Below are 24,071 nucleotides of genomic sequence, written 5' to 3' on the forward strand. Positions count from 1 at the left end.
AGCCGGAAGCGGCGTCCACTCCAACACCGAAAGCGCCGTTTTCCCCAAGTCACGAAACACGGTCCAAAACTCTGGAAAATACCGATCCGTCCAGCGGACGATCGCGTTTTTCACCGCCGTCTGTTCCTTGCGGAGCTTCTCTTTGAGCGTGCTYCCCACGCGCAAATCGGCTTCAATCTCGTGCAGCAGCCGGGGAACGAGGAATCGTCCGTCTTTTGCCAGTCTGGCAATGACCAGGGCGTCTTTGGCGTCGTGTTTCGTCGGCAGGTTGTCATCAAGTTCTTTCGACCGGCACACATGCGCCGGGTTGACCATGACCAACGGGATCCCGTGCTCCTCGAGGAAGTAGGCCAGGTTCAACCAGTAGTGCCCGGTCGGCTCCACCGCGACGATCACCTCTGACTTCCCRAACGCTTGCATCGCCYCCTGAATCGCTTTATACAGCTGCTGAAACCCCTCTTTCGACTGGAAGATCGGGAACGACTTGCGAAGCACGCGCCCCCGGTCATCCACGAAGCAGGCGTAGTGGGTTCGTTTCGCGATATCGATGCCCACGACAAGCGTTTGTTCCGTAACTTGATCAATTTTATAGTTTTGTGTACAATTCATCTGAAGTCCTCCTTGGCATGATGGTAGGTATTGTTTGACACCCCTGCATCATACCAAGAGGGCTTTTTTTGATCAAGTCCCCGGAAAAGCTCCTAACGGGAATGCTCCTTTACGAGGCGGCGTGCTGCGCCGCGGTTATGGTTCGTTCGCGGCGGCGGCCGCTTCGTCATCGATGACAAACTGGCTTTTCAAATAGTTCATGGCTGTCGTGCAAATGCCGGCGTCGATCGCTTGCTGCAGCGCGACGAATTCGCGGTAGGCGTCCATTTCAAAGGCGCGGTACGGATCCTCTTGGCCGTAGCTGCGCAAATGAATCCCCTCTTTTAATACATTCAGTTGATTTAAGTGGCGAATCCAGTGGGCGTCGATGGTTTCAACCATCAAATGCTTAAGCCGCATCGTTTGTTCTTCGTCGCACGGAAGATCGGCGAGCGCCGCTTCAAGCGATTGGTATTCGTCCCAAACAAGTTGGGCGATTTCTTCTTTTTGCTTATGGCGAAGATCATCAATCGGATAGGCAAACTGGAAAAAGGCACGGCGCAGCTCGTTGTGCAGTCCTTCGATGTTCCACTCTTCAAAAAAGACGTTTTCCGGACAATAACGGTCGATCGTTTGCGTGATATAACGCTGAATGTGCCGAAGGAGCTCGGACAGCACCTCTGCTTGCTTCAGCGCCAAGACGCGATCGCGCATATGGTAGATGACTTTGCTTTGTTGGTCGATCACGGTGTCCAATTTCAATAAATGCAATCGCGCCGAATAATGGGCGTTTTCGATCGTTGTTTGCACTTTTTGGACGAACTTGATCGGGTCGGGCGACACGATGAGCCCGGTTTCATCCGTCTTGACTTTGCTTCGCCATTTTTCCAGCTCCTCTTGATCGTACAGCTGAAATAAATCATCCTCCAGCGAAATGATAAACTGGGAAGACCCCGGATCCCCTTGGCGTCCTGCCCGGCCGCGCAGCTGCATATCAATGCGATGGCTTTCATGCCGCTCTGTGCCGATGATGTGCAGCCCGCCAAGTTCCTTGACGCCTTCTCCAAGCAAAATGTCGGTCCCGCGCCCGGCCATATTGGTCGCGATCATCACTTGCCCTTTTTGCCCGGCGGTCGCGATGATGCGCGCTTCTTCTTCCTCCGTTTTAGCATTGAGCAGGTGGTGAGGGATGCCTGCTTTCGAAAACGCCGCTGACAACCGTTCCGACTGTGCGACCGATGTCGTGCCGATGAGAACGGGACGGCCGATGGCATTCATTTTTTTCACTTCGTCGATAATTTTCCGTACTTTCGCCTCGTACGTCTGGTAGACGAGGTCGTCCCAGTCGGTGCGGCGGGATGGCCGGTTTGTCGGAATCGTAATAACGCGCAGCTGGTACGTTTGCCAAAATTCTTCTTTCGACGGCGTAGCGCTGCCGGTCATCCCGGCTAGCTTCTCATACATGCGAAAATAGTTTTGGATCGTAATCGTGGCTTGGATGTCGTTTTCTTCGGTGATTTCCACACCTTCTTTCGCTTCAATGGCTTGATGCAGGCCGTCGCTGAACGAGCGTCCTTCCATCACCCGGCCGGTGAACGGGTCAACGATCATCACTTTGCCGTTTTTGACGATGTAATCGACATCCCGCCGCATGATAAACCAAGCGCGCAGCGACTGCATCGCATGATGGAGCAGCACGTGATGCTCCCAGTCGTATAGATTGTCGATGCCAAACGCCCGCTCGATTTTTTGCGCCCCTTCTTCGGTGAGGAAAATTTGTTTCGTCTCCAAAGACCGTTCATACTCTTTTCCTTCTTCGAAGGTGCGGACGATGCGCGCCATAATCGGGAACAATTCGGCTCCGATTCCCGATTTATTGGCGATAATGAGCGGGGTGCGCGCTTCGTCGATTAAAATGCTGTCGATTTCATCGATGATGGCGTAATACAGCGGGCGCTGCACTTTATCTTCGAGGCGGTACACCATGTTGTCGCGCAAATAATCAAAGCCGAACTCGGTGCCGGTGCCGTACGTGATATCGGCCGCGTACGCTTCTTTTTTCTCGCTGGCCGTCATTTGCGACACATTCAGGCCGACGGTTAAGCCGAGAAAGCGGAACACACGGCCCATTTGTTCGCAGTCCCGGCGCGCCAAATATTCGTTGGCCGTAATAATGTGGACGCCTTTTCCAAGGAGGGCGTGCAAGTAGCTTGGCAAAGTGGCCGCCAACGTCTTTCCTTCCCCGGTCTGCATTTCGGCGATGTTTCCTTCATGCATCGCCAATCCGCCCATCAGTTGCACGTCGTAATGGCGCAGACCGAGCACGCGCCGCGCCGCCTCCCGGACGACGGCAAACGCCTCGGTTTTTATGTCATCGAGCGTCTCGCCGCGTTCGAGCCGTTCTTTGAAGACAACCGTTTTTTGGCGCAGTTGTTCATCGCTCAGCGAAGAAATGGTTGGTTCCCATTCATTGATTTGCGCCGCCAGCTTGGCAAGACGCTGCACGTCTCGCGCGCTTTCGTCAAATAGTTGCTTTACTTTTGCAAACATATGTCCATTCCTCTCCTAGACAGGCATGATTCACACCAAGTGCTTTAAACCTAATTATAGCACAAGATGTTTCCTGTGGAGGGAGGATGTAAAATGTGGAATCGTTCGCCGGATTGGCGCTCGAGCTTCTCGCGGCAAGGGAAAAAGAAATTTTCCATCCTTGGGGACAAAAAAGGGGTGTAAAAAAAGATTGATTTACTCATCGTATATGGTAACATAAAGATGATGTGTGTTTCCGCGATTTTATAAGGCCAAGGTGATTGCATATGAATATGGAAGCATTTTCCGCATGTTTGGCTTCGTTTATCACAGTATTGGTCATCACCCCGTTCGTGATCAAACTCGCGGTCAAAATTGGCGCGGTCGATCGGCCGAACGGGAGAAAAGTGCATACAAAAGTCATGCCAAGGCTTGGCGGATTGGCCATTTTTATCGGTGTCGCCGTCGGCTATTTTGTCGGCGGGGTGTATAAAGAGCAAGTGACGGGGATGACGGTCGGCGCCATCATCATCGTGCTCGTCGGGATGCTCGACGATTTGTACGAGCTGTCGCCAAAAGTGAAGCTGGCCGGCCAGCTGCTGGCGGCGTTCGTCGTTGTTGCTTCCGGGCTGAAGGTCGATCTTTTGACCGTTCCGTTTGTCGGCACGTTTGAGTTGGGGCTGTGGAGCTACCCGATCACGATATTTTGGATTGTCGCGATTACGAACGCCATCAACTTGATCGATGGATTGGATGGATTGTCCGCGGGCATTTCCGCCATTGGGATTGCGGCCATTGCCGTTATGGCGGGCATGGCAGGCAAAATGCTCATTTTCACGCTCTGCTTGATCCTCTTAGGCAGCGTCATCGCGTTCTTGTTTTACAATTTCCACCCGGCGAAAATTTTCATGGGGGATACCGGCGCGTTGTTTTTAGGATATGCGATTTCCGTCCTGTCGGTGCTAGGGCTTTACAAAAGCGTGACGCTCTTCAGCTTCGTCGTTCCGGTGATCATTTTGGGTGTGCCGATTTTCGATACGACATTTGCCATTATTCGCCGCATTGTGAATAAAAGGCCGATCTCGGCGCCGGATAAGTTGCATCTTCATCATCGGCTGCTGGCCCTTGGCTTTTCGCATCGCAACACGGTGCTGCTCATTTATGCGTTTGGCTTGATGTTTGCCATCAGCGCGATTTTGTTCTCCGCCTCGACGTTATGGCAGTCCATTCTCATCGTCTTTGCCTTGATCGTCTTCGTGGAACTGCTGGCTGAACTGATCGGCTTGGTCAATGATCAGTACAAACCGTTTATGACTTTTATTCGTAAGCTGCTTCGGGGAAGCCGAAAAGTATACGGAAATGACCGATAAATAGCAAATGAGCCGTTTGTGCCATGAAAGGGACAAACGGCTTTTTTCAGGAATGCCCCGTCTTTGGAAAATTATGCCCTTCTTTTTCGTTGTTTATGCAGCTTCTGCCGTTCCTTCGCTGATTTTTTTGCGGCAAGGCCAAGATTGCCACAAAACTGTCATTATATATTGACGCAAAAATATGATAAACTAAACATGGTTATTCTACATATTTTTTGGATTCGGAGGAACTTGCGATGAACGTGCCAATGTTGGATTTAAGCGAACAGTATGAACAATTGAAGCCGGAGATCATGCGCGTATTGGATGAAGTGATGCGCTCCTCTCGCTTTATTTTAGGAGATTATGTCAAAAAGCTAGAAGCAGATATTGCTGCCTACAGCCGGGCGAAACACGGAATCGGCTGCGGCAACGGAAGCGATGCGATACATATTGCTTTGCAAGCGGCCGGCGTCGGGCCGGGCGATGAAGTCATCACAACGGCGTTCACCTTTTTCGCGACGGCAGGATCGATTGCGCGGGCCGGCGCCAAACCGGTGTTTGTCGATATCGATCCGGTGACGTTCAACATCGATCCAGCGCAAGTTGAAGCGGCGGTGACGGAGAAGACGAAAGCCATCATCCCGGTGCATTTGTACGGGCAAATGGCGGATATGGAGGCGATTGCCGCGATTGCCAAGCGGCATGGATTGGTTGTCATTGAGGACGCCGCCCAGGCGATCGGCGCGAAATACAACGGGAAATGCGTTGGCGAGCTTGGGACGGCGGCGACGTACAGTTTCTTCCCGACGAAAAACTTGGGCGCCTACGGGGATGGCGGCATGATCATTACGAATGATGACGAACTGGCCGAAAAATGCCGGGTCATCCGCGTTCATGGCAGCAAGCCGAAATATTACCATCATGTACTTGGCTACAACAGCCGCCTCGATGAGATGCAAGCGGCGATTTTAAGCGTCAAATTCCCGCATCTGGATCGGTGGACGGAACAGCGGCGCAAGCATGCGGCGACGTATACGCGCCTGCTCGAGGAGGCGGTCGGCGACCTTGTTGTGACGCCGAAAGAAGTCGACGGGCGCTATCATGTGTTCCATCAATACACGATTCGAGCGCCGAAGCGCGACGAGCTGCAAGCGTTTTTGAAAGAACAGGGGATCGCGACGATGGTGTACTATCCGCTGTCGCTGCATTTGCAGCCGGTGTTTGCTTCGCTCGGGTATAAGGAAGGGCAGCTGCCGGAGGCGGAAAAAGCGGCGAAAGAAGCGCTGTCGCTGCCGATGTTCCCAGAGCTGAAAGAGGAGCAGCAACAGTACGTCGTCGAGAAAATCGCGGAATTTTACCGTCATTTCGCTTGATCGTCCAACCGGCCAAAGGAAACGTCACTTGCGCACAGCAATGGCGTTTCCTTTGGCGTTGGATCATTTGTTTTGTTCACAACACTTTGTTATTTTATGATAAGGGATGGTGGCCGGATTGACGGCGGAAAAACGACCGTTTGTGCTGTACGAATATTTGCGCTTTTTTTGGCAGCGAAAATGGTGGTTTCTTGTTGTTCCGCTTGCGACGATCGTGTTGACCGTCATCGCAGGGCGGCTTTTGCTGCAGGGGGAGAAGTATACGGGGAAAGCTGTCGTGTTTACCGGATCGATTGATGTAAAAGAGTTGACGGATCCGAAAAATATAGAAGCGAAGTTTCCAGATGTGAAAAACTTGGATGTCGTCGTTCCTGAGGAACAGTACGTGCAAATCACGGTCAAAGGCGACGATGAACAAGACGTGAGTCGAGAATTGAAGCTTGTTGTGTCGGAATACAGCCAGGAGCTCAAGCGCCATTCGCAAGAGCGGATTGATGTCACCACGAAATACTTGCATGCGCTGGAAAAACGGGAACGCGCCTTGCAGCAAAAAGTCGATTATTATAGCGAACAAATACAGTCGGGCCGCTTGAATCCAGAACAGCTCCATGACATCAGCGACTTGTTGGTCGAGTCGGAAAACAACTTGACTGAAGTGATGGAGCGTGTCAATCGCATCCGCGGCAATCTTGTCTTTTACGAAAAACCGGCCGTATTGTCGGAAACGGTGGCGAAATCGAAAACGTATACGGGGCAGCTGATGGCCGTCGGCCTTGTCCTCGGCCTGTTTTTGACGGTCGTTTGGCTCGTGCTTTGGAAGTATATATTGGACGCGAGGAGGTACTATTCTTCATGATCCGTTTTGCCATTGTCGGCATGGGGCATATCGCCAAAAAACATATCGATGCCATTGAAAAGGCGGACGGCGCCGAGCTGGCGGCCGTGTGCGACACGAATCCGGAACGTTTGCGCGACGTGTCGGACGTTCCTGTTTACACTGATATGGAGACGATGTTGAAGGAGAACGAACAGATCGATGTCGTCAACATTTGCGTTCCGTCTGGATTGCACGCGCGGCTGGCCAAGCTGGCGGCCCGCTATCGCCGTCATATCATTGTGGAAAAGCCGATGGCGCTCCGTGTGAGCGACGCTGAAGAGATGATCCGCGCGGCGAAAGAATACGACGTGAAGCTCGCGGTCGTTCATCCGAACCGCTTCCGTCCGGCTATTCGGAAGCTGAAAGAGGCGATGGAGCGTGGGATGTTCGGAAAACTGAGCCATGCGAACGCCACGGTGCGCTGGAATCGAAATCAAGCCTATTATGATCAGGCAGCGTGGCGGGGGACGAAAGAGTTTGACGGCGGCGTCTTGATGAATCAAGCCATTCACAATTTGGATTTGCTGCTTTGGCTGATGGGGCCGGTCAAGGCGGTGCAAGCGATGGCGGCGACCCGTCTGCGCAAGATTGAGACGGAAGACGTCGCGGCGGCGGTCGTCGAGTTTGAAAGCGGGGCGCTTGGCGTCATTGAGGCAGCGACGACGATTTATCCGCAAAACTTGGAGGAATCGATCGCCATTTTCGGCGAAACGGCATCAGTGAAAATCGGCGGCCGGACGGCCAACTTTATCGAAACGTGGGAAGCGGAAGGCGTCAGCGAGGAAGAACGGGCAAAGCTCATCGATGAGATCAACGCCGACCCGTTTGGCAAGCCGGGGCACCAATGGATCATTGAAGATATGGTGCAAGCGATTCGCGAAGACCGTGAGCCGATCGTCACGGGTTTGGACGGATTGGCTCCTGTTCGGCTGATCGAAGCGATTTTGCGTTCGGCGGAAACGGGGACAAGAGTGCAACTATCTGAGTAGAAAGGAATGAGAGGAATGAACTACGCGGAACGGCTGTTGAAAAAGTTTGAGAAACGCGACGCGGTCATCGGCGTGGTCGGGCTTGGCTACGTCGGGTTGCCGCTGGCAGTCGAAAAAGCAAAAGCAGGGTTTCATGTCATTGGCTTTGACATCCAACAAAGCCGCGTCGATCAAGTGAACAATGGGATCAACTACATCGGCGATGTCGTCGATGAAGATTTGCATGAGATGGTCAAACAAGGGCGGCTTGTGGCGACGACCGATTACGCCCGGATCGCGGAAGTCGATGCCGTGGCGATCGCGGTGCCGACCCCGCTCGATGAGCATCATCAGCCGGATACGTCCTACGTCGAAAACTCGGCGAAGGAAATCGCTAAATACGCCCATGAAGGGATGCTTGTCGTGTTGGAATCGACCACCTATCCAGGCACGACGGAAGAAATCGTGAAACCGGCGCTGGAGAAAAAGGGGCTCGTCGTCGGGAAAACGGTGTTCGTTGCCTATTCGCCGGAGCGGGTTGACCCGGGCAACAAGCAGTTTAAGACGAAAAATACGCCGAAAGTCGTCGGCGGCGTGACAAAGACGTGCACGAAAGTGGCAGCGGCCATGTATCGAGCTGTGCTTGAAGGCGATGTCCACGAAGTGTCGAGTCCGGCGGTGGCGGAAATGGAGAAAATTTTTGAAAATACGTTCCGCCATATCAACATTGCGTTGGCGAACGAAATGGCCATTTTGTGCGAACGGATGGGCATTGACGTTTGGGAAGTGATCGAGGCGGCGAAAACGAAGCCGTACGGATTTATGGCGTTTTACCCGGGCCCGGGGCTTGGCGGCCATTGCATTCCGATCGACCCGTTTTATTTGACATGGAAAGCGCGCGAATACAACTACCATACGCGCTTGATCGAGCTGGCCGGAGAAATCAATAATGCCATGCCGGAATACGTTGTCAATCGCGCAATGCTCATTTTAAACGAAGAAGGCAAGGCGCTGCGCGGTTCGAAGGTGGCGGTGCTCGGCGTCGCCTACAAAAAAGACATTGATGATGTGCGTGAATCGCCAGTGTTGAAAATCGTCGAGCTGCTCGAGCAATACGGAGCGGAATTTGCGGTCGTCGACCCGTATGTTCCGTCGTTCCGGGCGTGCAATCGGGTGATTGAGACGGTCGAGCTGACGCCGGAACTGCTTGCACAGTCAGATCTTGTCTTGATTACGACGGATCATTCCAACATCGACTATGAAATGGTCGCTCGTCACAGCCGGGTCGTGTTTGACACACGCAATGCTATGAAAGATGTGTCGAAACCGGCCAAATACGTCAAATTGTAAGCGAAGGAGACGAAACCATGAACGTTGTCGATCCCTCTGTTGTTTGCGGTGAACGTGTCGAAATCGGCCATTTCACGGTCATCGAGGCGAATGTCAAAATCGGAAACGACGTTAAAATCGGACATCGCGTCACGATTCACGAAGGAACCGTCGTCGGCGACGGCGTGACGATCGCCGACGGAGCGGTGCTCGGCAAACCGCCGAAGCCGGCGAAAACGAGCACCGTCAAGCTGTCGGGTGAGCTGCCGCCGCTTGTCATCGGCGACCATTGCACGATCGGCGCCAACGCTGTCATCTATCGAGGAGCAGTGATCGGCGCCTACACATTGATCGCTGATTTGGCGAGCGTGCGCGAAAACGTGCACATCGGCCAATATGTGATCGTCGGGCGCGGGGTGTGCGTCGAAAACCACGTCCAAATCGGCGATCGGACGAAAATCCAGTCGAACTCCTACATCACGGCCTACACGACGCTCGAAGACCATGTGTTCATCGCCCCGTGCGTCACGACGACCAATGACAACTACATGGGGCGGACGGAAGAACGGTTCGCCAAAATCAAAGGGGCGACCGTCAAGCGCGGGGCGCGCGTCGGAGGCGGAGCGATTTTGCTGCCGGGCGTGACGGTGGCGGAAGAGACGTTTGTCGCCGCTGGGGCGCTCGTCACAAAAGATACGGAACCGAGGACGGTCGTGAAAGGATTCCCGGCGCGCTTCAGCAAAATGGTCGACGAGCGGGAGTTGTTATAAATTGTTCTCGGCATTCAAGCGTTTAGGAGCGGACTCGCTCCTTTACGCGTTTATGAACGTCGGCACGAAGATGATTGCCTTTTTGATGCTGCCGATTTATACAAGCTATTTGTCCAAGGCGCAGTACGGGGCGGTCTACTTGATCGACCAATGGACGTCGATGCTGACATTTCTCGTCATTTTCGGTACGGATTCGGCGCTCTCTTTTTACTATTACGACACGGACGACAAAGAGAAGCGCCTTTTGTATGTGCGCAACGTCATGTACTTCCGGCTGTTTGTCGTCGCCATCTTATTTTTGGCTGTCGTTTTGGCCGGTCCGTGGATCGCAGGCGCGCTGTTTCAAGAACCTCGCTATGTCGATTTGCTGTACATCAGTATCGCGACGTTGCTGCTCGATACGATTTTCGTCATGGCGACGACGGTGCTGCGGTTTGAATTTCAGACGAAAAAAGTCGTGATTTGGACGCTCGTGAAAATGCTGCTTGTCGCTGTGCTGTCGTATGCGGCGCTCCGGTGGTTCGCGGCGACGCCGGAAGGGCTGCTCATCGGCCGGCTCGTGAGCAGCGCGCTCGTGTTTTTGTTGATGCTGCATTTGACCGTAAAGTATATGGTGTGGCGCGTGCGCTTTGACGTGTTAAAGGAGCTGCTTGCCTACGCCGCCCCGCTCGTGCCGACTTCGCTCGCCTTTTGGGTGATCGCCAACGTCAGCACGTTTTTCATCCAACGGTTTGCGTCGTTGGAGGAAGTCGGGGTGTTTGGGGTTGCCTTGCGTCTCGCGACCGTGATCACGCTCATCACGAGCGGCGTGCAGATGGCGTGGCGTCCGTATTCGATGTCGATGAAAGACCGGCCGGAAAGCCGTGCGCTGTTTGCGAAAGTGTATATGGCGCTTTTGCTCATTGGAGCGTTTGGGTTGCTTTTGATCGCCACGGCGAGCCCGTGGCTTGTGGAAACCTTTTTCAAACCGGAATATCGCGATGCAGCGTCCTATATCCCGTTTTTATCGGCCGTCACGTTTTTGAACTTTTATTATCTGATTGTTTCCACCGGCTTGTTTTTGACAAAGGAAACCGGCTATATTTCACGGGTGTTCACGCTAGCGGCGCTTCTTCATCTTGCATTGAACGCCGTTTTGGTGCCGCTTTGGCTCAGCTGGGGGGCGGTCGCGGCCAGCCTCATGACGTATATGGTCGCTGTGGCTTTCATTTTTCGCAAAAGCCAGCAAGTGTATCCTGTGCCAGTGTCATGGAAAAAGATGGCTTTGGTTTTGGTCGGCACATTGCTCTCCCTCATCGTCATCGTCTACGTTCAGCAGGCGCCGCTTGCTGACGGCTGGGTGCTCGCTGGTTGGGGCCTGTTTGCCGCCACACTCTTTGCCAGCCGGGTTGATCGTGATTTGCGCCGTCCGGTGCGCACGATCGAGGATGAAAATGCGCAAAATACTTGATAACCGCTCATCTGATCTAGGAGGTGCTTCGGATGAAAATCGCCACCGTGTTAGGCGCCAGACCGCAGTTTATCAAGGCTGCCCCCGTCTCGCGCGTCTTGCGAAAACAATATACCGAAGTGCTGATCCATACCGGGCAGCACTATGACCCGAATATGTCGGCCATTTTTTTTGAGGAGTTGAACATTCCGACGCCTGACTACTATCTTGGGGTGGGTTCAGGCAGCCATGGAAAGCAAACGGGCGAAATGCTGATGAAAATTGAAGAAATTGTCATGCAGGAAAAACCGGATTATGTGCTCGTCTATGGCGATACGAACTCGACGCTCGCGGGCGCTCTTGTCGCAGCGAAGCTCCATATTCCCGTCATCCACGTCGAAGCCGGACTGCGCAGCTTCAACAAGCAGATGCCGGAAGAAATCAACCGCATCATGACCGATCATGTCTCCGAGCTCTTATTTTGTCCAACGGAGACGGCCGTGGAAAATTTACGAAAAGAAAATATTACGCGAAACGTCTGGAATGTCGGCGACGTCATGTATGACGCCATTTTGTACAACAAGGAGCTCGCACAGCGCCAATCGACGATTTTGGCTGATTTGTCGCTGGCGGAACAATCCTACTACTTGATCACCATTCACCGAGCGGAAAATACCGATGACCCCGACAAATTGAAAGCCATTTTGGCTGCTTTTCGGGATATTGACGGAACGAAAGTGTGGCCGATTCATCCTCGGACGCGGCATAAGCTTGAAGAGTACGGCTTGGACGCTTCGGCGATTCCAGGGCTTCGGCTGATCGATCCGGTCGGTTATTTGGACATGCTTCGGTTAGAGAGCGGCGCGAAAAAAATCATCACCGATTCAGGAGGCGTACAAAAGGAAGCGTATTTCCTTCGTGTGCCTTGCGTGACGGTGCGCGAACAAACCGAATGGGTGGAAACGCTCGAAGGCGGGGCGAACATCTTAACCGGCACGGACCGCGAGAAGATCGTCGCGGCGGTCCACAAGGAAGTCGCCCCTGTTTATGCGGACGTCTTTGGCGATGGGCATGCGGCGGAGAAAATCGTGGCGGCGATCGGACAGCGATAAGGGTGCGTCGGCATGTTGGACGTGTTGATTGGGTTGATTGTTCTTGTCGTCTCCACCTTGATGTTTCGCTATGCAGCGGGGACGCTTTCATGGACGGCGCCGAATCTCGTGTCGATTGTGTACTATTACTCGTTCCTTCTGTCAAGCTTCATCGGCGCGCTGCTGATCGCCTTGGGGATGGACGATTACTACATGATTCGCAAGCTGTTTCGGCCCGAGGAATACCGGCAGATTGGATTTGCTGTCGTATGCTTTGTCATGATCGTGTTCCCGCTGTCGATGGTGGTCGTTTCAAGGCTGTGCGGATTTGAAGCGAGGCAGGAGTTTCGCGCCTATTTGCAAAAGCCGCTTTCTCCGTTGGCTGGAGCGACGGGCAGCCAAGTGTTTTATGCGTTTTTGGCGCTGTCGCTCCTCAGTTTTGCCGCCATTGCGTATATGATTTGGAAAACGCCGACGATTCCGGTGTTTGCGCTCTTGACAGGGACGGATGAGAGCTTGGCTGCGTTGCGCATTGAGGCGTCGCGCCATTTTGCCGGAAACGTGCTCGTTCGCAATATTTTTGCCATTACGCTCACGCCGCTTTTGTCGTTTATCGCTTATTTGTTTGCCGAGCTGACGCACGAGTGGCGGTGGAAGCTGCTGTTTATCTGTCTGTTTGTCGGAGCGGTGTTCGTCAATGTGTATGATTTGGCCAAATCGCCGATTTTCTTTTATGTGATGATGTTTTTCCTCATTCGCATTTACATTGGAAAAACAAGGCTGTCGGCGGTGAAACTGGCGCTGTATGGGGGAGTGGGGGCGGCGGTGCTCGTCGGCATGTACATCGTCATTCAAGGGGTGCAAGATGCCACGACCTTTTTGTCTTACAACAAGGGCCCGATCGGCCGCATGATTTTGGCGCAAATCGCGCCGACGTTTCTTCATTTGAATTTGTTCGGCGAAGCGCTGCCATTTCTTTATGGAAAAAGCTTGCCCTCGATTTTAACAGGGTTGTTTGACGTCGAGAACGTCCGCTCCGCCCGCCTCGTGATGGCGCACGTGTTCCCAGAGCGGATTGAAGACGGGACAGGGGGAGTGTTGAACACCCTTTTTGTCGCTGAGGCGTATGCCAATTTCGGTTATGTGGGAATCGTCATCGGCACGCTGTATGTCGGTGTCGTGACGCAGCTGTTGTACATTGGGTTTCTACGGCTGCCAAAAAATCCTTTGTTTTTAAGTTTGTTCGTTTATTTTTCCATTAACATCCCCCGCACGCTCGTCGGTGGGTTCACCGATTTTTTGTTCAATCCGACCTGGGTGCTGCTCGTGGCGTTGTTTGGCGGAATGGCGTTGTGGCTGCGGGTGCAGGGGGATTTACGGGCATGGTTTGCAGCGAAAAGGCGAATCACGGATGAGGGATGAATGATGAAAACCGTATTGATTTATTACCCGTTTTCACTCGTCGCGGAACGAAACAGCGGGTCAAAGCTGCGGCCGTATGAAATGCATCAGGCGTTTTTGCGCTGGGGAGCGAAAGAGGGAGTGGACGTTCTTCTGATCGCCGGCACGTCAGCCGAGCGGGAGAAGCAATTTCAAGAGCTCCGCAGCCAAGGCAAGCTCGATGATGTCTGGTTTTGCTATATGGAAAACCAGACGATTCCGCTTTGGCTCACGGACCCAGGACACCGGCCGCAACGTCCGTTCGTCGACCGGGACGTTCTCCGCTACTTGAAAGCCCGCAACGTTCCGATCGGCGTCTTTTACCGCGACGTCTATTGGAAGTTTCCTGATTTGTATCCGCTCCGCGGTTGGAAAAAAGCGGCCATGCAAATGATGTACCGTTGGGAAGAACGGTTTTACGAGCGGTACTGCGATGTCATCTTTTTGCCGAGCCTCGAAATGGGAACATACGTCACGATCCGCCGCCCGATGGTCGATTTGCCGCCGGGTGGGAAGCAAAAGCCGTTTCAGCGGTTCGGGACGGCGAAACAGCCGCTGAATGCCATTTATGTTGGCGGCATCAACAATGCTGACTATGGGCTTTTGCTCCTGCTTGAGGCGATTCGCTTGGCAAACCGCCGCAAGCCGCTTGTTTCGCTCACCGTCGTCTGCCGAAAAGACGAGTACGAGCGGCAGCCGCTTGCGGTGAAAGAAGAGCTTGCCGCCTTGCAAGTGCGCGTCGAGCACGTCAGCGGCGAAGCGCTCGACCGTTTGTATGCGGAGATGGATTTCGCCTTCATCCCGCGGCGGCGGAGCGAGTACAATGATTTTTCCGTTCCCGTCAAGCTGGTTGACTATCTGTCGAGCGGCCTGCCGATTGTCGCCACCGCTTGCTCAGCGCAAAAGCGGTTGATTGAAGCGGATGGGTACGGCGTCATTTGCGACGACAACCCGTCGTCGATGGCAGAAGCGATCGCCAAGATGGCGGACATGCTCGAGGAGTGCCGCTTGCGCATTGCGCGGACGTTTATGGCGAAACATTCATGGGAAGCGAGAGTGGAAAAGGTGAAAGAAACGTTGGTGGGGGGCCTCCGATGAAAGTCGCCTTATTGGCTCCAAGCAAATCGATCCATACGCATAAGTGGGCCCGCTTTTACCAAACGCAAGGCATCGATGTGAAAGTCGTGACGTTTAAAGACCATTACGGGCCGGAGCAAGCGAAAGAAGTCGAGACAGTCGTGCTGCCGAAATGGCTGCCGGGGAAGTTGTCGTATTTTTCCACTGTCTTTTCATTAAAGCGGCTGCTCGCTTCGTTTCGACCAGATATTTTGCACGCCCATTATGCCTCCAGCTACGGGTTGATCGGGGCGCTTGCTTCGTATCATCCGTTTTACGTCTCCGTCTGGGGACGCGACGTGTATCAGTTTCCGAATGCCAATCGCTGGAACCGACGGATGCTTGAATATACATTGCAGCGAGCGGATGTCATTTGTTCGACAAGTCATGTGATGGCGAAAGAAACCGGAAAGTATACGGACAAACCGATCGAGGTGACGCCGTTTGGGGTGGATGTCGCCCGCTTCAAACCATTGCCGAAACAGCCGAAACGGACCGTGACGATCGGCACAGTGAAAGCTCTTTCGGACAAGTACGGGATCGCTGATTTGATTCGAGCGTTTGCCGTTGTGCACGAGCGGCATCCACAAACGGAGCTGTTGATCGTCGGCGATGGGCCGCAGCGAAGTGAATACGAGGAGCTGTGCGCCCGCCTCGGCATCCAATCCGTGACGACGTTTGTCGGCAAAGTTCCGAACGAACAAGTGCCACTGTACATCAATCAAATGGATATTTTCGCCGTGCCTTCGACTGAAGACAGCGAAAGTTTTGGCGTTGCCGCCGTCGAGGCGATGGCGTGCGGCGTTCCCGTTGTCGTCTCCAACGTCGGTGGATTGCCGGAAGTCGTCCGTGAGGGAACAACGGGGTTGATTGTGCCGAAAAACAGTCCGGAAAAGCTAGCGGAGGCGTTCGAACGGCTGTTGCTTGATGAGAGGCTGCGGCAACGAATGGGGGAAAACGGCGTCAACCATGTTCATGAACATTACGATTGGACGGAAAATGCGATGCGCATGATCCGATTGTATGAACAAACGTTGAAAGGCGGTGGAGGGAGTCGATGAGGAACAAAGCCGTCATATCAGCCGCCGCGGTTGGTGCTCGTTTGTTGCCGAAAGCGGCGGCTAGGACGCGAAGCCGGCGGCTTTCCGTTGGCAAGCTCGTGATGGCCGTTGGCTTACGGCAACGACTATACATCCAAGGACAGCGAAACGATGCCAGGGGGGCGTTGCCCTTTTTCCACGCCTCGTTTGCGCTCGCCTCTTGGCGCTCGAAATGGAACGTTCGTTTGCGATTTTGGGGGAAAGTGGTGTGGAGCGGACGATGAGGATCATTTACCTATGCCAACACTTCCCGCCGGAAACGGGCGCACCGCAAATTCGTGTGTATGAGGTGAGCAAAGAGCTGATCAAACGGGGGCATCAAGTGGAAGTGCTCACGGCATTCCCGCATCATCCGCACGGCGTCATCCCCAAGCCATACCGCGGCCTGTTTTATTTGTTCGAACAATGGGACGGCATTCCCGTTCATCGGACATGGATTTATCCGTCGCCAAAGGGGAGCTTTTGGAAGCGACTCGCTTCGTATTTTTCGTTTACGTTCAGCTCTTTTTATTCGCTGCTTGTGAAAGCGAAGCCGACGGATGTGATCATTTGCAATTCCCCGCCGTTGTTTTTAGGGATCACCGGGTACGTGGGCGCGAAGTTGAAACGGGCGAAGTTTGTCTTCAACGTCGCTGACATTTGGCCGGAATCGGCCGTTGAGCTCGGCATTTTGAAAAATCGGCTGTTCATCCGAATGGCGAGATGGCTCGAGCTGTTTTTATACCGGAAGGCTTGGAAAATCGCTGCCGCGACAGAAGGCATTCGCGATTATATGATTGAACAAGGAAAGGCGCCCGAGGATGTCTTTTTATTGCCGAACGGCGTCAACACGGATGTGTTTCGCCCGCTGCCGAAAAACAAAGAGTTGCTTGCGGAATTAGGGCTCGAAGGAAAAGTGGTGTTTACGTACGCCGGAACGATGGGATACGCCCAAGGGCTCGATTCGGTGCTGCGGGCGGCGGCCATCGTCAAAGCAAAAGATGAACGGGCGCATTTCCTGTTTGTCGGCGATGGCCAAGAGCGAGAAAAGCTGATGGCGTTAAAAGAAGAGCTCGGCCTTGACAATGTGACGTTTTACGGATCCGTTCCGGTTGAGAAGATGCCGGAGATTTTCTCGATCACCGATTACAGCATCGTTTCGCTGCGCAACATCGACTTGTTTAAAGGAGCAAGGCCGTCGAAAATTTTCCCGGCGATCGCCACCGGAACCCCGGTGCTGTATTGCGGCGAAGGGGAGAGCGCCGAGATTTTAGAAACATACCATTGCGGAAAAATCGCTCCTCCAGAAAATCCCGAACAGATCGCTGCCGCGGTTCTCGAGCTGCTTTGCCTTCCGAGCGAGGAATACGAAAAGATGGCGGAAAATGGGCGCAAGTTGGCGGTGGAGCAATACTCATGGATTCGCATTGTCGACGATTTGCTTCACGCCCTTGGCGATGAAACAAAACGTGAATCCGTCAGATGGACAGAAAAATAGAAAAAGAAGAAAGGGCGTTCCGCTCACAAAGAAGGACGCCCTTTTTTGTTCCCGCGTGATGCCGAGGTGGAGAGCAAAATCCCGTATGACATCATGGACTCTGTCGCTAGAACGAGACTTCAGCACCGGGGAAGTAGTGTTCTAAAATTTGCTCTGCCGTCCATCCGCGCTCGGCGAATGCTTTTGCTCCGTATTGGCTCATGCCGACCCGGTGCCCCCAGCCTTTTCCCGTGACGGTGATCGAGCTAACCCCTGACGGCGAGGCGGAAAGCGGCATGATGCCATCCGTTGTTTGCACCTTGATTCCTTCGACGCCGACGAGCGAAACGGTTCCGCTCCCTGTTTGGACGGAGTAAGATGACAAGGAAGAGGTGGCGATGTTGCCGCTGGCCGTTTGAATCGACACGGATGGGCCGCTTTTTTGCACTTGAATGTCAAACCAGTTGGACGGCAAGATGCCGTAAAATTGATTGCCGTCTAGCGGGAACAGTTTGCGGATGATCGTTTCATTGCCTTTCACCGTTTTTTCGCCTGCCGAGGTTTCAATCGTGACGGCCCCCACTTCTCCGTTCGAGCCGGTTTTGGCGATCGAGACGTCGTATAAAACAACCGATGGATCGGTGAACCCGAACGAACGCAACAGCACAGCTGGGGAGAAGATGAATGACCATCGGCTGTACGGCGATGATTCATACGGGTCATCGACGCTCGCCAAATATGGGTAGGCGGTTTGCGACGAGTTCCAGACGTCGCTTACATTGGCGGTTCTGCCGCCACTTGTCGAGTGGTAATACGTTTCAATGACACTGCCATTATATTTCAGATACCATCCTCTTGTCGCATCCACTGCCTCGTTCGATCGGGGAGATTCTCCATCATATCCTTTATACGTCTGTGTGTTTGGATTGGTCGTCAAACTTGTTTTATGTTTATAGGCATAGTTTCGGGCTGCAATGGCTTGCGCCTTCAGCGCCTCAAGCGGCCAAGAGGCAGGCATCTCGCTCGGCACGACTCCTTTTAAATAATCTTCCATATCTAAAATATTGACAACATACAAGGCGCTGTTTTGCAGGCGAATGTCGACGCTTCCCCGATACCGCGTTTGGTTCACCTTGACAAGGGACAACGGCGCCGCGCCGATTGTTTCTTGAATAGTAAATCCGGTGCTTGAAAAATCCGTCTTTCCATTGTACGTGACAAACACGGTCGAAGAGGAAGACCGAAATGTCAGATTTGTCCCGCTTGGCAGCGGGGTGATCGTCAACGTCTCTTTATTGACGATTTGATAGTTTCCTTCGACGGCGGCTGTCACCGATGTCCCTTTATATAAAAGGACTTGCACGGGATTGTTGTACGTTTTCACCCCATCGGCGTTCGAGGCGGAAGGAGAGACGATGAGCCAAAACAGGCCGACGGCCAACCACGCTAGTTTTTTCACCGTCTACTTCACCTCACCAAATTCAGCGGCCATCCAACCCCGACGCCCATCAGACAGTTGCACGTTGTACCATTTCTCCCCTTTGCTGTTGGTAAACGGCTGAATATAGACCATCTCTGTCCCTTTTGGAACGGTCGCAATAATCGGATAAGAAGTCGTCGCTCCTTTTCGAATATTGACCGCGGCCGTGGCGATGACGTGCTTGGTGCTGTCGCTGCTGACGGCGGATGTCGAGACATCGCCGGAATAAATCCAACCTTTCAACGATGAGGGGAGGATGATGTTGTACCACAATCCTTGGGAAGTAAGGTACGCCCCGACCACTTGCAGTGAAGCCCCTTTCTGTTTATAAGTGATGACGCGGTATCTCGTTGCCGCTCCGCTGCGGACGGCCGCATTGTTTTTCGCTACATAGACGACAGAAGGCAAAGAAGGCGAAGCGGGTTTGCTGGCAAGTTGTTGTTGAAGTTGTTGAATTTGTTGTTGCTGGGCGGCCAGTTGTGCTTTCAGGTTGGCAATGTCGTTTTTCATCGGGTTGAGCTGGGAAGTCACCCAGTCGACGCTCGCTAACACGACTTCTTCTGATGCTTTCATCGCCGATGGCGTAAACAAGAGGGCGCCTGCCGTCATTCCGACCGCCAGGCTGGCAGCAACGGCCCATTTGGCTTTTCGTTTCATCATGTTCATCTCCCCCGTTTTTGGATATGGAAAGAAAGGAGAATAATAGCTTTCCTAAAAGGCCGGTGAAAAACAACGGATTCGCTCGGTTCATGAGGAATCGCAAGGAATGAAAACGCGATGCTGCCATGTTTCTCAGTTTGACGAACTCCGTCGTAAAGCTTTGCAATCCGTTGCATTACCGGCCTTCTCATGCTATTATTCTCCGAACGCGAACAAACTAGAATTGGCTGAAATACTCTTCCAGTCCTTCGCGAATGCCGACGGCCGCTTTTTGGCGGAACGCTTTCGTTTTGAGCTGCGCCTCTTCATTTGGATTGGAGATGAAGGCGAGCTCAACGAGAATGCTCGGCAGCTCGTTTTTCCGGTTGACGTAAAAGTTTTGCGTTTTATGGCCGCGGTCATATGTTCCGAGCTGTTGGACAAGATGTTTTTGCACGATGGCGGCCAACTGCTCGCTTTTTGGCCCATTGAAGTTGCTCGATACGTTGTAGTACGTTGTCGTTCCGCGAGATGTCCGCGAGTATGAGTCGGCGTGAATGCTGATAAAGGCGTCGTAGTCGGAACTGTTGGCGATCCATGTCCGTTCAGACAGCTCCAAAAAGATGTCGGTGCTTCGCGTCAATTTCACGATCGCTCCGGCCCGCTCCAATTCTTCTTTTAGCAATAAGGCGGTGTCGAGAGTAATATCTTTTTCCCGCGTGCCGCCAGGGCCGATCGCCCCGGTGTCGTGCGCCCCATGCCCTGCGTCAATGATGATTTTTTTGCCCTTGAGTCCGGTCTCGAGAATTTTCAGCGCCAATCGGTCGCTGTAATGGCGAAGGGTGAACGTGTACCCCGGTTCAAAGGTGATGAGCAGGCTGCTGCCGGTCCATTCCACGGTTTGTATGCCTGGAATATCGGTCGACGGGACTTCAGCGTAGGAAAACGAGCCGGTGATTTTCAGACGATTGCCCGGCAACAACGAATAGGAGACGTGGAAATTAGACGTTTTTTTCCACGTCAAATAGGCATTGTCGTTGATGGTCGAAAACGTCGGTTCCACGAGACTATTTAAGGCGACGGTAGAGGTGCTTGATTCCTCCACCCATCCGCGGACGCCATTGGATGTTTCGACATTCAGCCATCCATGATATTCGTAAAGGACAGCAAGCCGCTCATTCGCTGCCAACGCCTTCAACGATTGATAGTTCGAAGATGCACCTCGGCGCAGCGGAGTGCCCGCCTGTTTGACGTATACGTAGGATGGGGCTTTTACTTCAAACACCGGCATCCATCCCGTTTTCCCCGATGCAGAGGTGACTTGCACCCAGTCGAACGGAGATGCTTCTGTCGTCTTCAAAACCGTGACCGTTCGGTTTTTCGCAATCCGCTCGATGACGGCGGCGCTCGACGAAGGTTCGGCAAACAGCGCCGCATTAGCGGTTGTCACCTGCTTTTGCATCCCCTGGCTGGCTGGTGGGGAAAGGTAGGATTTGGTTACGACCGTCTCGTGCACCCAGCCGAGCGTTTTTCCATTGAGGAGCACTTTGTACCAAAGCGCTCCCGACGCATCTTTGGCGCTTGACAGGCTGTTCAGTTTGGTTCCTTTTTTCAGTTGGGTGACGACTTTTGCTTTTAAAGATGGAGCTTGCCGCACATTGGCGACCGAAACGCTGACCGTCAGCGGCTGGCCTGAGACGCTGGACGTATCCGAGACACCGCTTGGAACCGACATGGTTGATGACATCGTCAACACTTTTTCCGACACCCATCCCCGGACATGTCCGAGATCAACGCGGCACCAAAGTTCCTGACCATTTGTGACGAACAAATCGATCACTTTGACAGATTGACCGCGTGACACTGTGGCGACGGCGCGGTAATGGACGCTCGCCCCGCGGCGAACCGGGGAGGACTGCACAACGTTCATGAATGTCGGCAAAAGTGTCAGAAGCTGTTTGGGTATGTAGATCTGTTCCGTTTTCACCCATCCTTTGACTCCCGCCCACTCCACACACACATACTGTTCCCCGAGCGAATTGGTGAACTCGGCAATGATGGAGACGACATCGCCGTTAGACAGTGTTTTGACGACCGGATAGTAAGGGGATGCCCCCTTGCGCATCGCGATGTCGTTGGCGGCGATCACCGCACGCTTTCCGACGAGCATGGAAGGCGGTTGGTTAGAAAAGCTGTCCGCGCGCGTCCAGCCGGTGACGCCTCCGTACTCGATGCGGTACCACGTTTCACCATAGGCATTTTGAAACTCATCTATGACTTTCACTTGTTGGCCAGCGGAAATGGATTCGACGATTTGATAGGAATCCGTCGCTCCTCTCCTCAGCAAAGCGTTATGCTCCGCGACCATGAGTGTCGGTGAGGATGAGGACGGACTTCCATCGGCGGCCAAGGCGGCCGACGGCCACAGCGGGCAAGTCGCCAACAAGACGGAAAGAAGTGTTTTTTTCAAGGATTCGATCCCCCCTTTTTTCTCAAGTTTGCGTTTTCTATACTATCATAGCGAATTTTGCCGTTTTATCCAACCCGAATTCAGTCCTATTATGAGAAAAAATGAAAAGTTTTGTTGAAAAAGAGAAAAAAAAACAGAGGACATGAAAAGTTGTGTTCTTTCATCATCATTGCGGCATGATATACGCTGTAAATGGAAAAAGGCGCCCCATTGCTTTTGGGAGCACCTTCTTTGTGATCGTTAATTTTGGTTTTGTGTGGATGGTGAATTGCTGCGCGTGAGGGAGGCGTTGGACGTCTCGAGCGCTTGCCGCAGCGTTTTATTGATTGAGCTGACCGATTGCTCGTCGGGGATGTAGTAGTACACGCCGTTGATTGTTTCGTCGTATCCTTTCAAATGCAAATTTTTTACATCCGCGTTTTTCATTTTTTGATAGACATAGATGAACGATAACAAATCGGCCGGAGGGATGTTCGTCCGCACGTGATCCCCTAAATCGGCGATGATGTCATCCAGCTTCGGCAGCGAGGTGATGGATGTGCTTTTGTCAATAATGGCACGGATGACTTGTTTCTGCCGTTCATTCCGCCCAAGATCGCCGCGAGGGTCCGATTTTCTCATGCGCACATAGGCGAGCGCTTCATTGCCGTTCAACTCTTGTTTGCCTTTATGGAACGTATGCCATTTGAGGGAGCCGGTCAGTTGGGCTTTGAATGTGAACGGAACATCCACCGTGACGCCGCCTAAGGAATCGACAATTTTCTGGAACCCGTCAAAATCGGTTGTCACGTAATAGTCAATCGGTACATCGATCAGCTCATTGACGGCTGCAATCGTCGATTGAATGCCGCCGTAGCTGTAGGAATGGGTGATTTTGTCTTTCCGCCCTTCGCTCGGGATGTAAACGCGCGTGTCGCGCGGAATGCTCAACAAATACACTTTGTTCGTCTTCGGATTGACGGTCAAAAGCATGACGACATCAGACCGCCCCTCCTCGTCGTGGTACTGGTTTTCCACTCCGACTAACAGAACGGTAAATGGGTCTTTGCGCATCTCAATGTTTCTTGCCGGCTTGCCTGATGGATCAAGCGCTTGATAAATTTTGCTTGACGCCTGTTTCGTCTCGGAGTAAATATTGTAGCCAAAGGCGCCGACACCCCCGAGCAAAAGAAGAAACACGAGCAAAAATAATCGGCGGAGCCGTTTTTTTTTCTTTCGCTTTTTCACCGTTTTTCTTGTATGATTCATCGTTTAACCCTTCTTTCCTTTCCAGTTTCGTTTTAGGAAGACGGAAGCAACCGTTCGGCATACTCCATCGCTCCCGCCTGAATGTCCGCCCTTCCGTTTGTCAGTTCGGTCATCCACTCGCCGAACGAAGACTGGCTGTCCTCGGGAACGAGAACATCAAACGTGACGCGGTCGGCATATTGGATATTTTTAATAGTATATACGGAAGAGCGCAGCTCATTTTCCACCTTCCCAAGCCACGAATAGTCAATCGTCACCTGCATGACGCGCATGAGCCGGCGTTCGACGATGCCTGCGGCGTTCAGGCCTTCTGAGACGGCGCGGCTGTATGCACGCACCAAGCCGCCCGCACCGAGCTTGATGCCGCCGAAGTAGCGGGTGACGACGGCGACGGTGTCTTTCAATCCTTTTTTCTTCAGCACTTCAAGCATCGGCACCCCTGCGGTGCCGCTCGGCTCACCGTCATCGTTCGCTTTTTGGATTTGGTCATGCTCCCCAATCAAATAGGCGGAGCAGTTGTGGGTGGCATCCCAATGCTTCTTCTTGATCTGTTGAATAAAGGCGATAGCCTCTTCTTCCGTTTCCGCGCGGTTGACATAGCAGATAAACCGTGATTTTTCAATTACGATTTCGTGTTCACCGTATCCTTTAACCGTGTAATATTTTTGTAACAAAACGAAACACCTCAACGATCAACATCGTGCAAACGGTTTATTTGTTTATTTTTGCAAGAACGGCTAGCGCTCTACTCTCATTATGGTAAACTAAAAATAGAGCATGCTTTTATTATTATAAATCGACAACTTTTTTCCTTCA

Annotated in this window: 20 protein-coding genes; 13 read left to right on the forward strand and 7 right to left on the reverse strand. The window is 52.9% G+C overall.

Annotated features, from left to right (window positions below):
- A partial coding sequence (locus AP057_RS05410; RefSeq protein ID WP_152968862.1) for a transposase occupies positions 1-609 on the reverse strand: 609 nt, incomplete at its 3' end.
- 135 nt (positions 610-744) lie between these two features.
- Entirely contained in the window at positions 745-3,138 is a 2,394-nt protein-coding gene (gene secA2 / locus AP057_RS05415) for an accessory Sec system translocase SecA2 (RefSeq protein ID WP_049626154.1), read from the reverse strand.
- A gap of 266 nt (positions 3,139-3,404) precedes the next feature.
- Here secA2 and AP057_RS05420 point away from each other — a divergent pair, with 266 nt between their 5' ends.
- From AP057_RS05420 to AP057_RS05480, 13 genes are all read left to right on the forward strand, one after another.
- Positions 3,405-4,487, forward strand: coding sequence for a glycosyltransferase family 4 protein (locus AP057_RS05420; protein WP_049626155.1), 1,083 nt, complete (start codon positions 3,405-3,407; stop codon positions 4,485-4,487).
- 236 nt (positions 4,488-4,723) lie between these two features.
- A complete protein-coding gene (locus AP057_RS05425) occupies positions 4,724-5,842 on the forward strand; it encodes a DegT/DnrJ/EryC1/StrS aminotransferase family protein (RefSeq protein WP_055358237.1) in 1,119 nt (372 codons plus the stop codon).
- A 118-nt stretch (positions 5,843-5,960) separates the two neighbouring features.
- A complete protein-coding gene (locus AP057_RS05430; RefSeq protein ID WP_055358263.1) occupies positions 5,961-6,698 on the forward strand; it encodes a hypothetical protein in 738 nt (245 codons plus the stop codon).
- Complete coding sequence (locus AP057_RS05435; protein WP_013524681.1) at positions 6,695-7,708, forward strand: Gfo/Idh/MocA family protein; 1,014 nt, start codon at positions 6,695-6,697, stop codon at positions 7,706-7,708. The genes AP057_RS05430 and AP057_RS05435 overlap by 4 nt, the downstream gene beginning before the upstream one ends.
- 15 nt (positions 7,709-7,723) lie before the next feature.
- Positions 7,724-9,037 carry a nucleotide sugar dehydrogenase gene (locus AP057_RS05440; RefSeq protein ID WP_055358238.1) on the forward strand — a complete coding sequence of 438 codons (1,314 nt, stop codon included), beginning with the start codon at positions 7,724-7,726 and terminating at the stop codon, positions 9,035-9,037.
- A gap of 17 nt (positions 9,038-9,054) precedes the next feature.
- Positions 9,055-9,786, forward strand: coding sequence for an N-acetyltransferase (locus tag AP057_RS05445; protein ID WP_033014903.1), 732 nt, complete (start codon positions 9,055-9,057; stop codon positions 9,784-9,786).
- A 1-nt stretch (position 9,787) separates the two neighbouring features.
- Positions 9,788-11,236, forward strand: coding sequence for a lipopolysaccharide biosynthesis protein (locus AP057_RS05450; RefSeq protein ID WP_055358239.1), 1,449 nt, complete (start codon positions 9,788-9,790; stop codon positions 11,234-11,236).
- A gap of 32 nt (positions 11,237-11,268) precedes the next feature.
- Positions 11,269-12,327, forward strand: a complete 1,059-nt coding sequence (wecB, locus tag AP057_RS05455) for a non-hydrolyzing UDP-N-acetylglucosamine 2-epimerase (RefSeq protein WP_025950142.1) — start codon at positions 11,269-11,271, stop codon at positions 12,325-12,327.
- A 12-nt stretch (positions 12,328-12,339) separates the two neighbouring features.
- Positions 12,340-13,728: an O-antigen polymerase gene (locus AP057_RS05460; protein WP_055358240.1), complete on the forward strand. Its 1,389-nt coding sequence runs from the start codon at positions 12,340-12,342 to the stop codon at positions 13,726-13,728.
- On the forward strand, positions 13,729-14,844 hold the full coding sequence (locus AP057_RS05465) for a glycosyltransferase (RefSeq protein WP_055358241.1): 1,116 nt from the start codon (positions 13,729-13,731) through the stop codon (positions 14,842-14,844).
- Positions 14,841-15,923 (forward strand): glycosyltransferase, encoded by a 1,083-nt coding sequence (locus tag AP057_RS05470; protein ID WP_033014914.1) that lies wholly within the window; start codon positions 14,841-14,843, stop codon positions 15,921-15,923. Before AP057_RS05465 ends, AP057_RS05470 begins: the two co-directional genes overlap by 4 nt.
- Positions 15,920-16,186 carry a hypothetical protein gene (locus AP057_RS05475; RefSeq protein WP_033014916.1) on the forward strand — a complete coding sequence of 89 codons (267 nt, stop codon included), beginning with the start codon at positions 15,920-15,922 and terminating at the stop codon, positions 16,184-16,186. The genes AP057_RS05470 and AP057_RS05475 overlap by 4 nt, the downstream gene beginning before the upstream one ends.
- Complete coding sequence (locus AP057_RS05480; RefSeq protein ID WP_055358242.1) at positions 16,183-17,439, forward strand: glycosyltransferase family 4 protein; 1,257 nt, start codon at positions 16,183-16,185, stop codon at positions 17,437-17,439. Before AP057_RS05475 ends, AP057_RS05480 begins: the two co-directional genes overlap by 4 nt.
- Positions 17,440-17,545: 106 nt before the next feature.
- Here AP057_RS05480 and AP057_RS05485 read toward each other — a convergent pair whose 3' ends face one another.
- The 5 genes from AP057_RS05485 to AP057_RS05505 form a co-directional block, all read right to left on the reverse strand.
- A complete protein-coding gene (locus AP057_RS05485; RefSeq protein ID WP_055358243.1) occupies positions 17,546-18,877 on the reverse strand; it encodes a SpoIID/LytB domain-containing protein in 1,332 nt (443 codons plus the stop codon).
- Positions 18,878-18,880: 3 nt separating this feature from the next.
- The gene (locus AP057_RS05490; protein WP_055358244.1) at positions 18,881-19,558 is read right to left on the reverse strand and encodes an SH3 domain-containing protein; all 678 of its coding nucleotides are present in this window, start codon (positions 19,556-19,558) and stop codon (positions 18,881-18,883) included.
- A 217-nt stretch (positions 19,559-19,775) separates the two neighbouring features.
- Positions 19,776-22,007 carry an SH3 domain-containing protein gene (locus tag AP057_RS05495; RefSeq protein ID WP_055358245.1) on the reverse strand — a complete coding sequence of 744 codons (2,232 nt, stop codon included), beginning with the start codon at positions 22,005-22,007 and terminating at the stop codon, positions 19,776-19,778.
- 240 nt (positions 22,008-22,247) lie between these two features.
- Positions 22,248-23,255 carry an LCP family protein gene (locus AP057_RS05500; RefSeq protein WP_055358246.1) on the reverse strand — a complete coding sequence of 336 codons (1,008 nt, stop codon included), beginning with the start codon at positions 23,253-23,255 and terminating at the stop codon, positions 22,248-22,250.
- A gap of 32 nt (positions 23,256-23,287) precedes the next feature.
- Positions 23,288-23,929: a YigZ family protein gene (locus tag AP057_RS05505; protein WP_055358247.1), complete on the reverse strand. Its 642-nt coding sequence runs from the start codon at positions 23,927-23,929 to the stop codon at positions 23,288-23,290.
- Positions 23,930-24,071: the final 142 nt, after the last annotated feature.

The organism is Geobacillus sp. Sah69, from assembly GCF_001414205.1.
Taxonomy (GTDB): Bacteria; Bacillota; Bacilli; order Bacillales; family Anoxybacillaceae; genus Geobacillus; species Geobacillus stearothermophilus.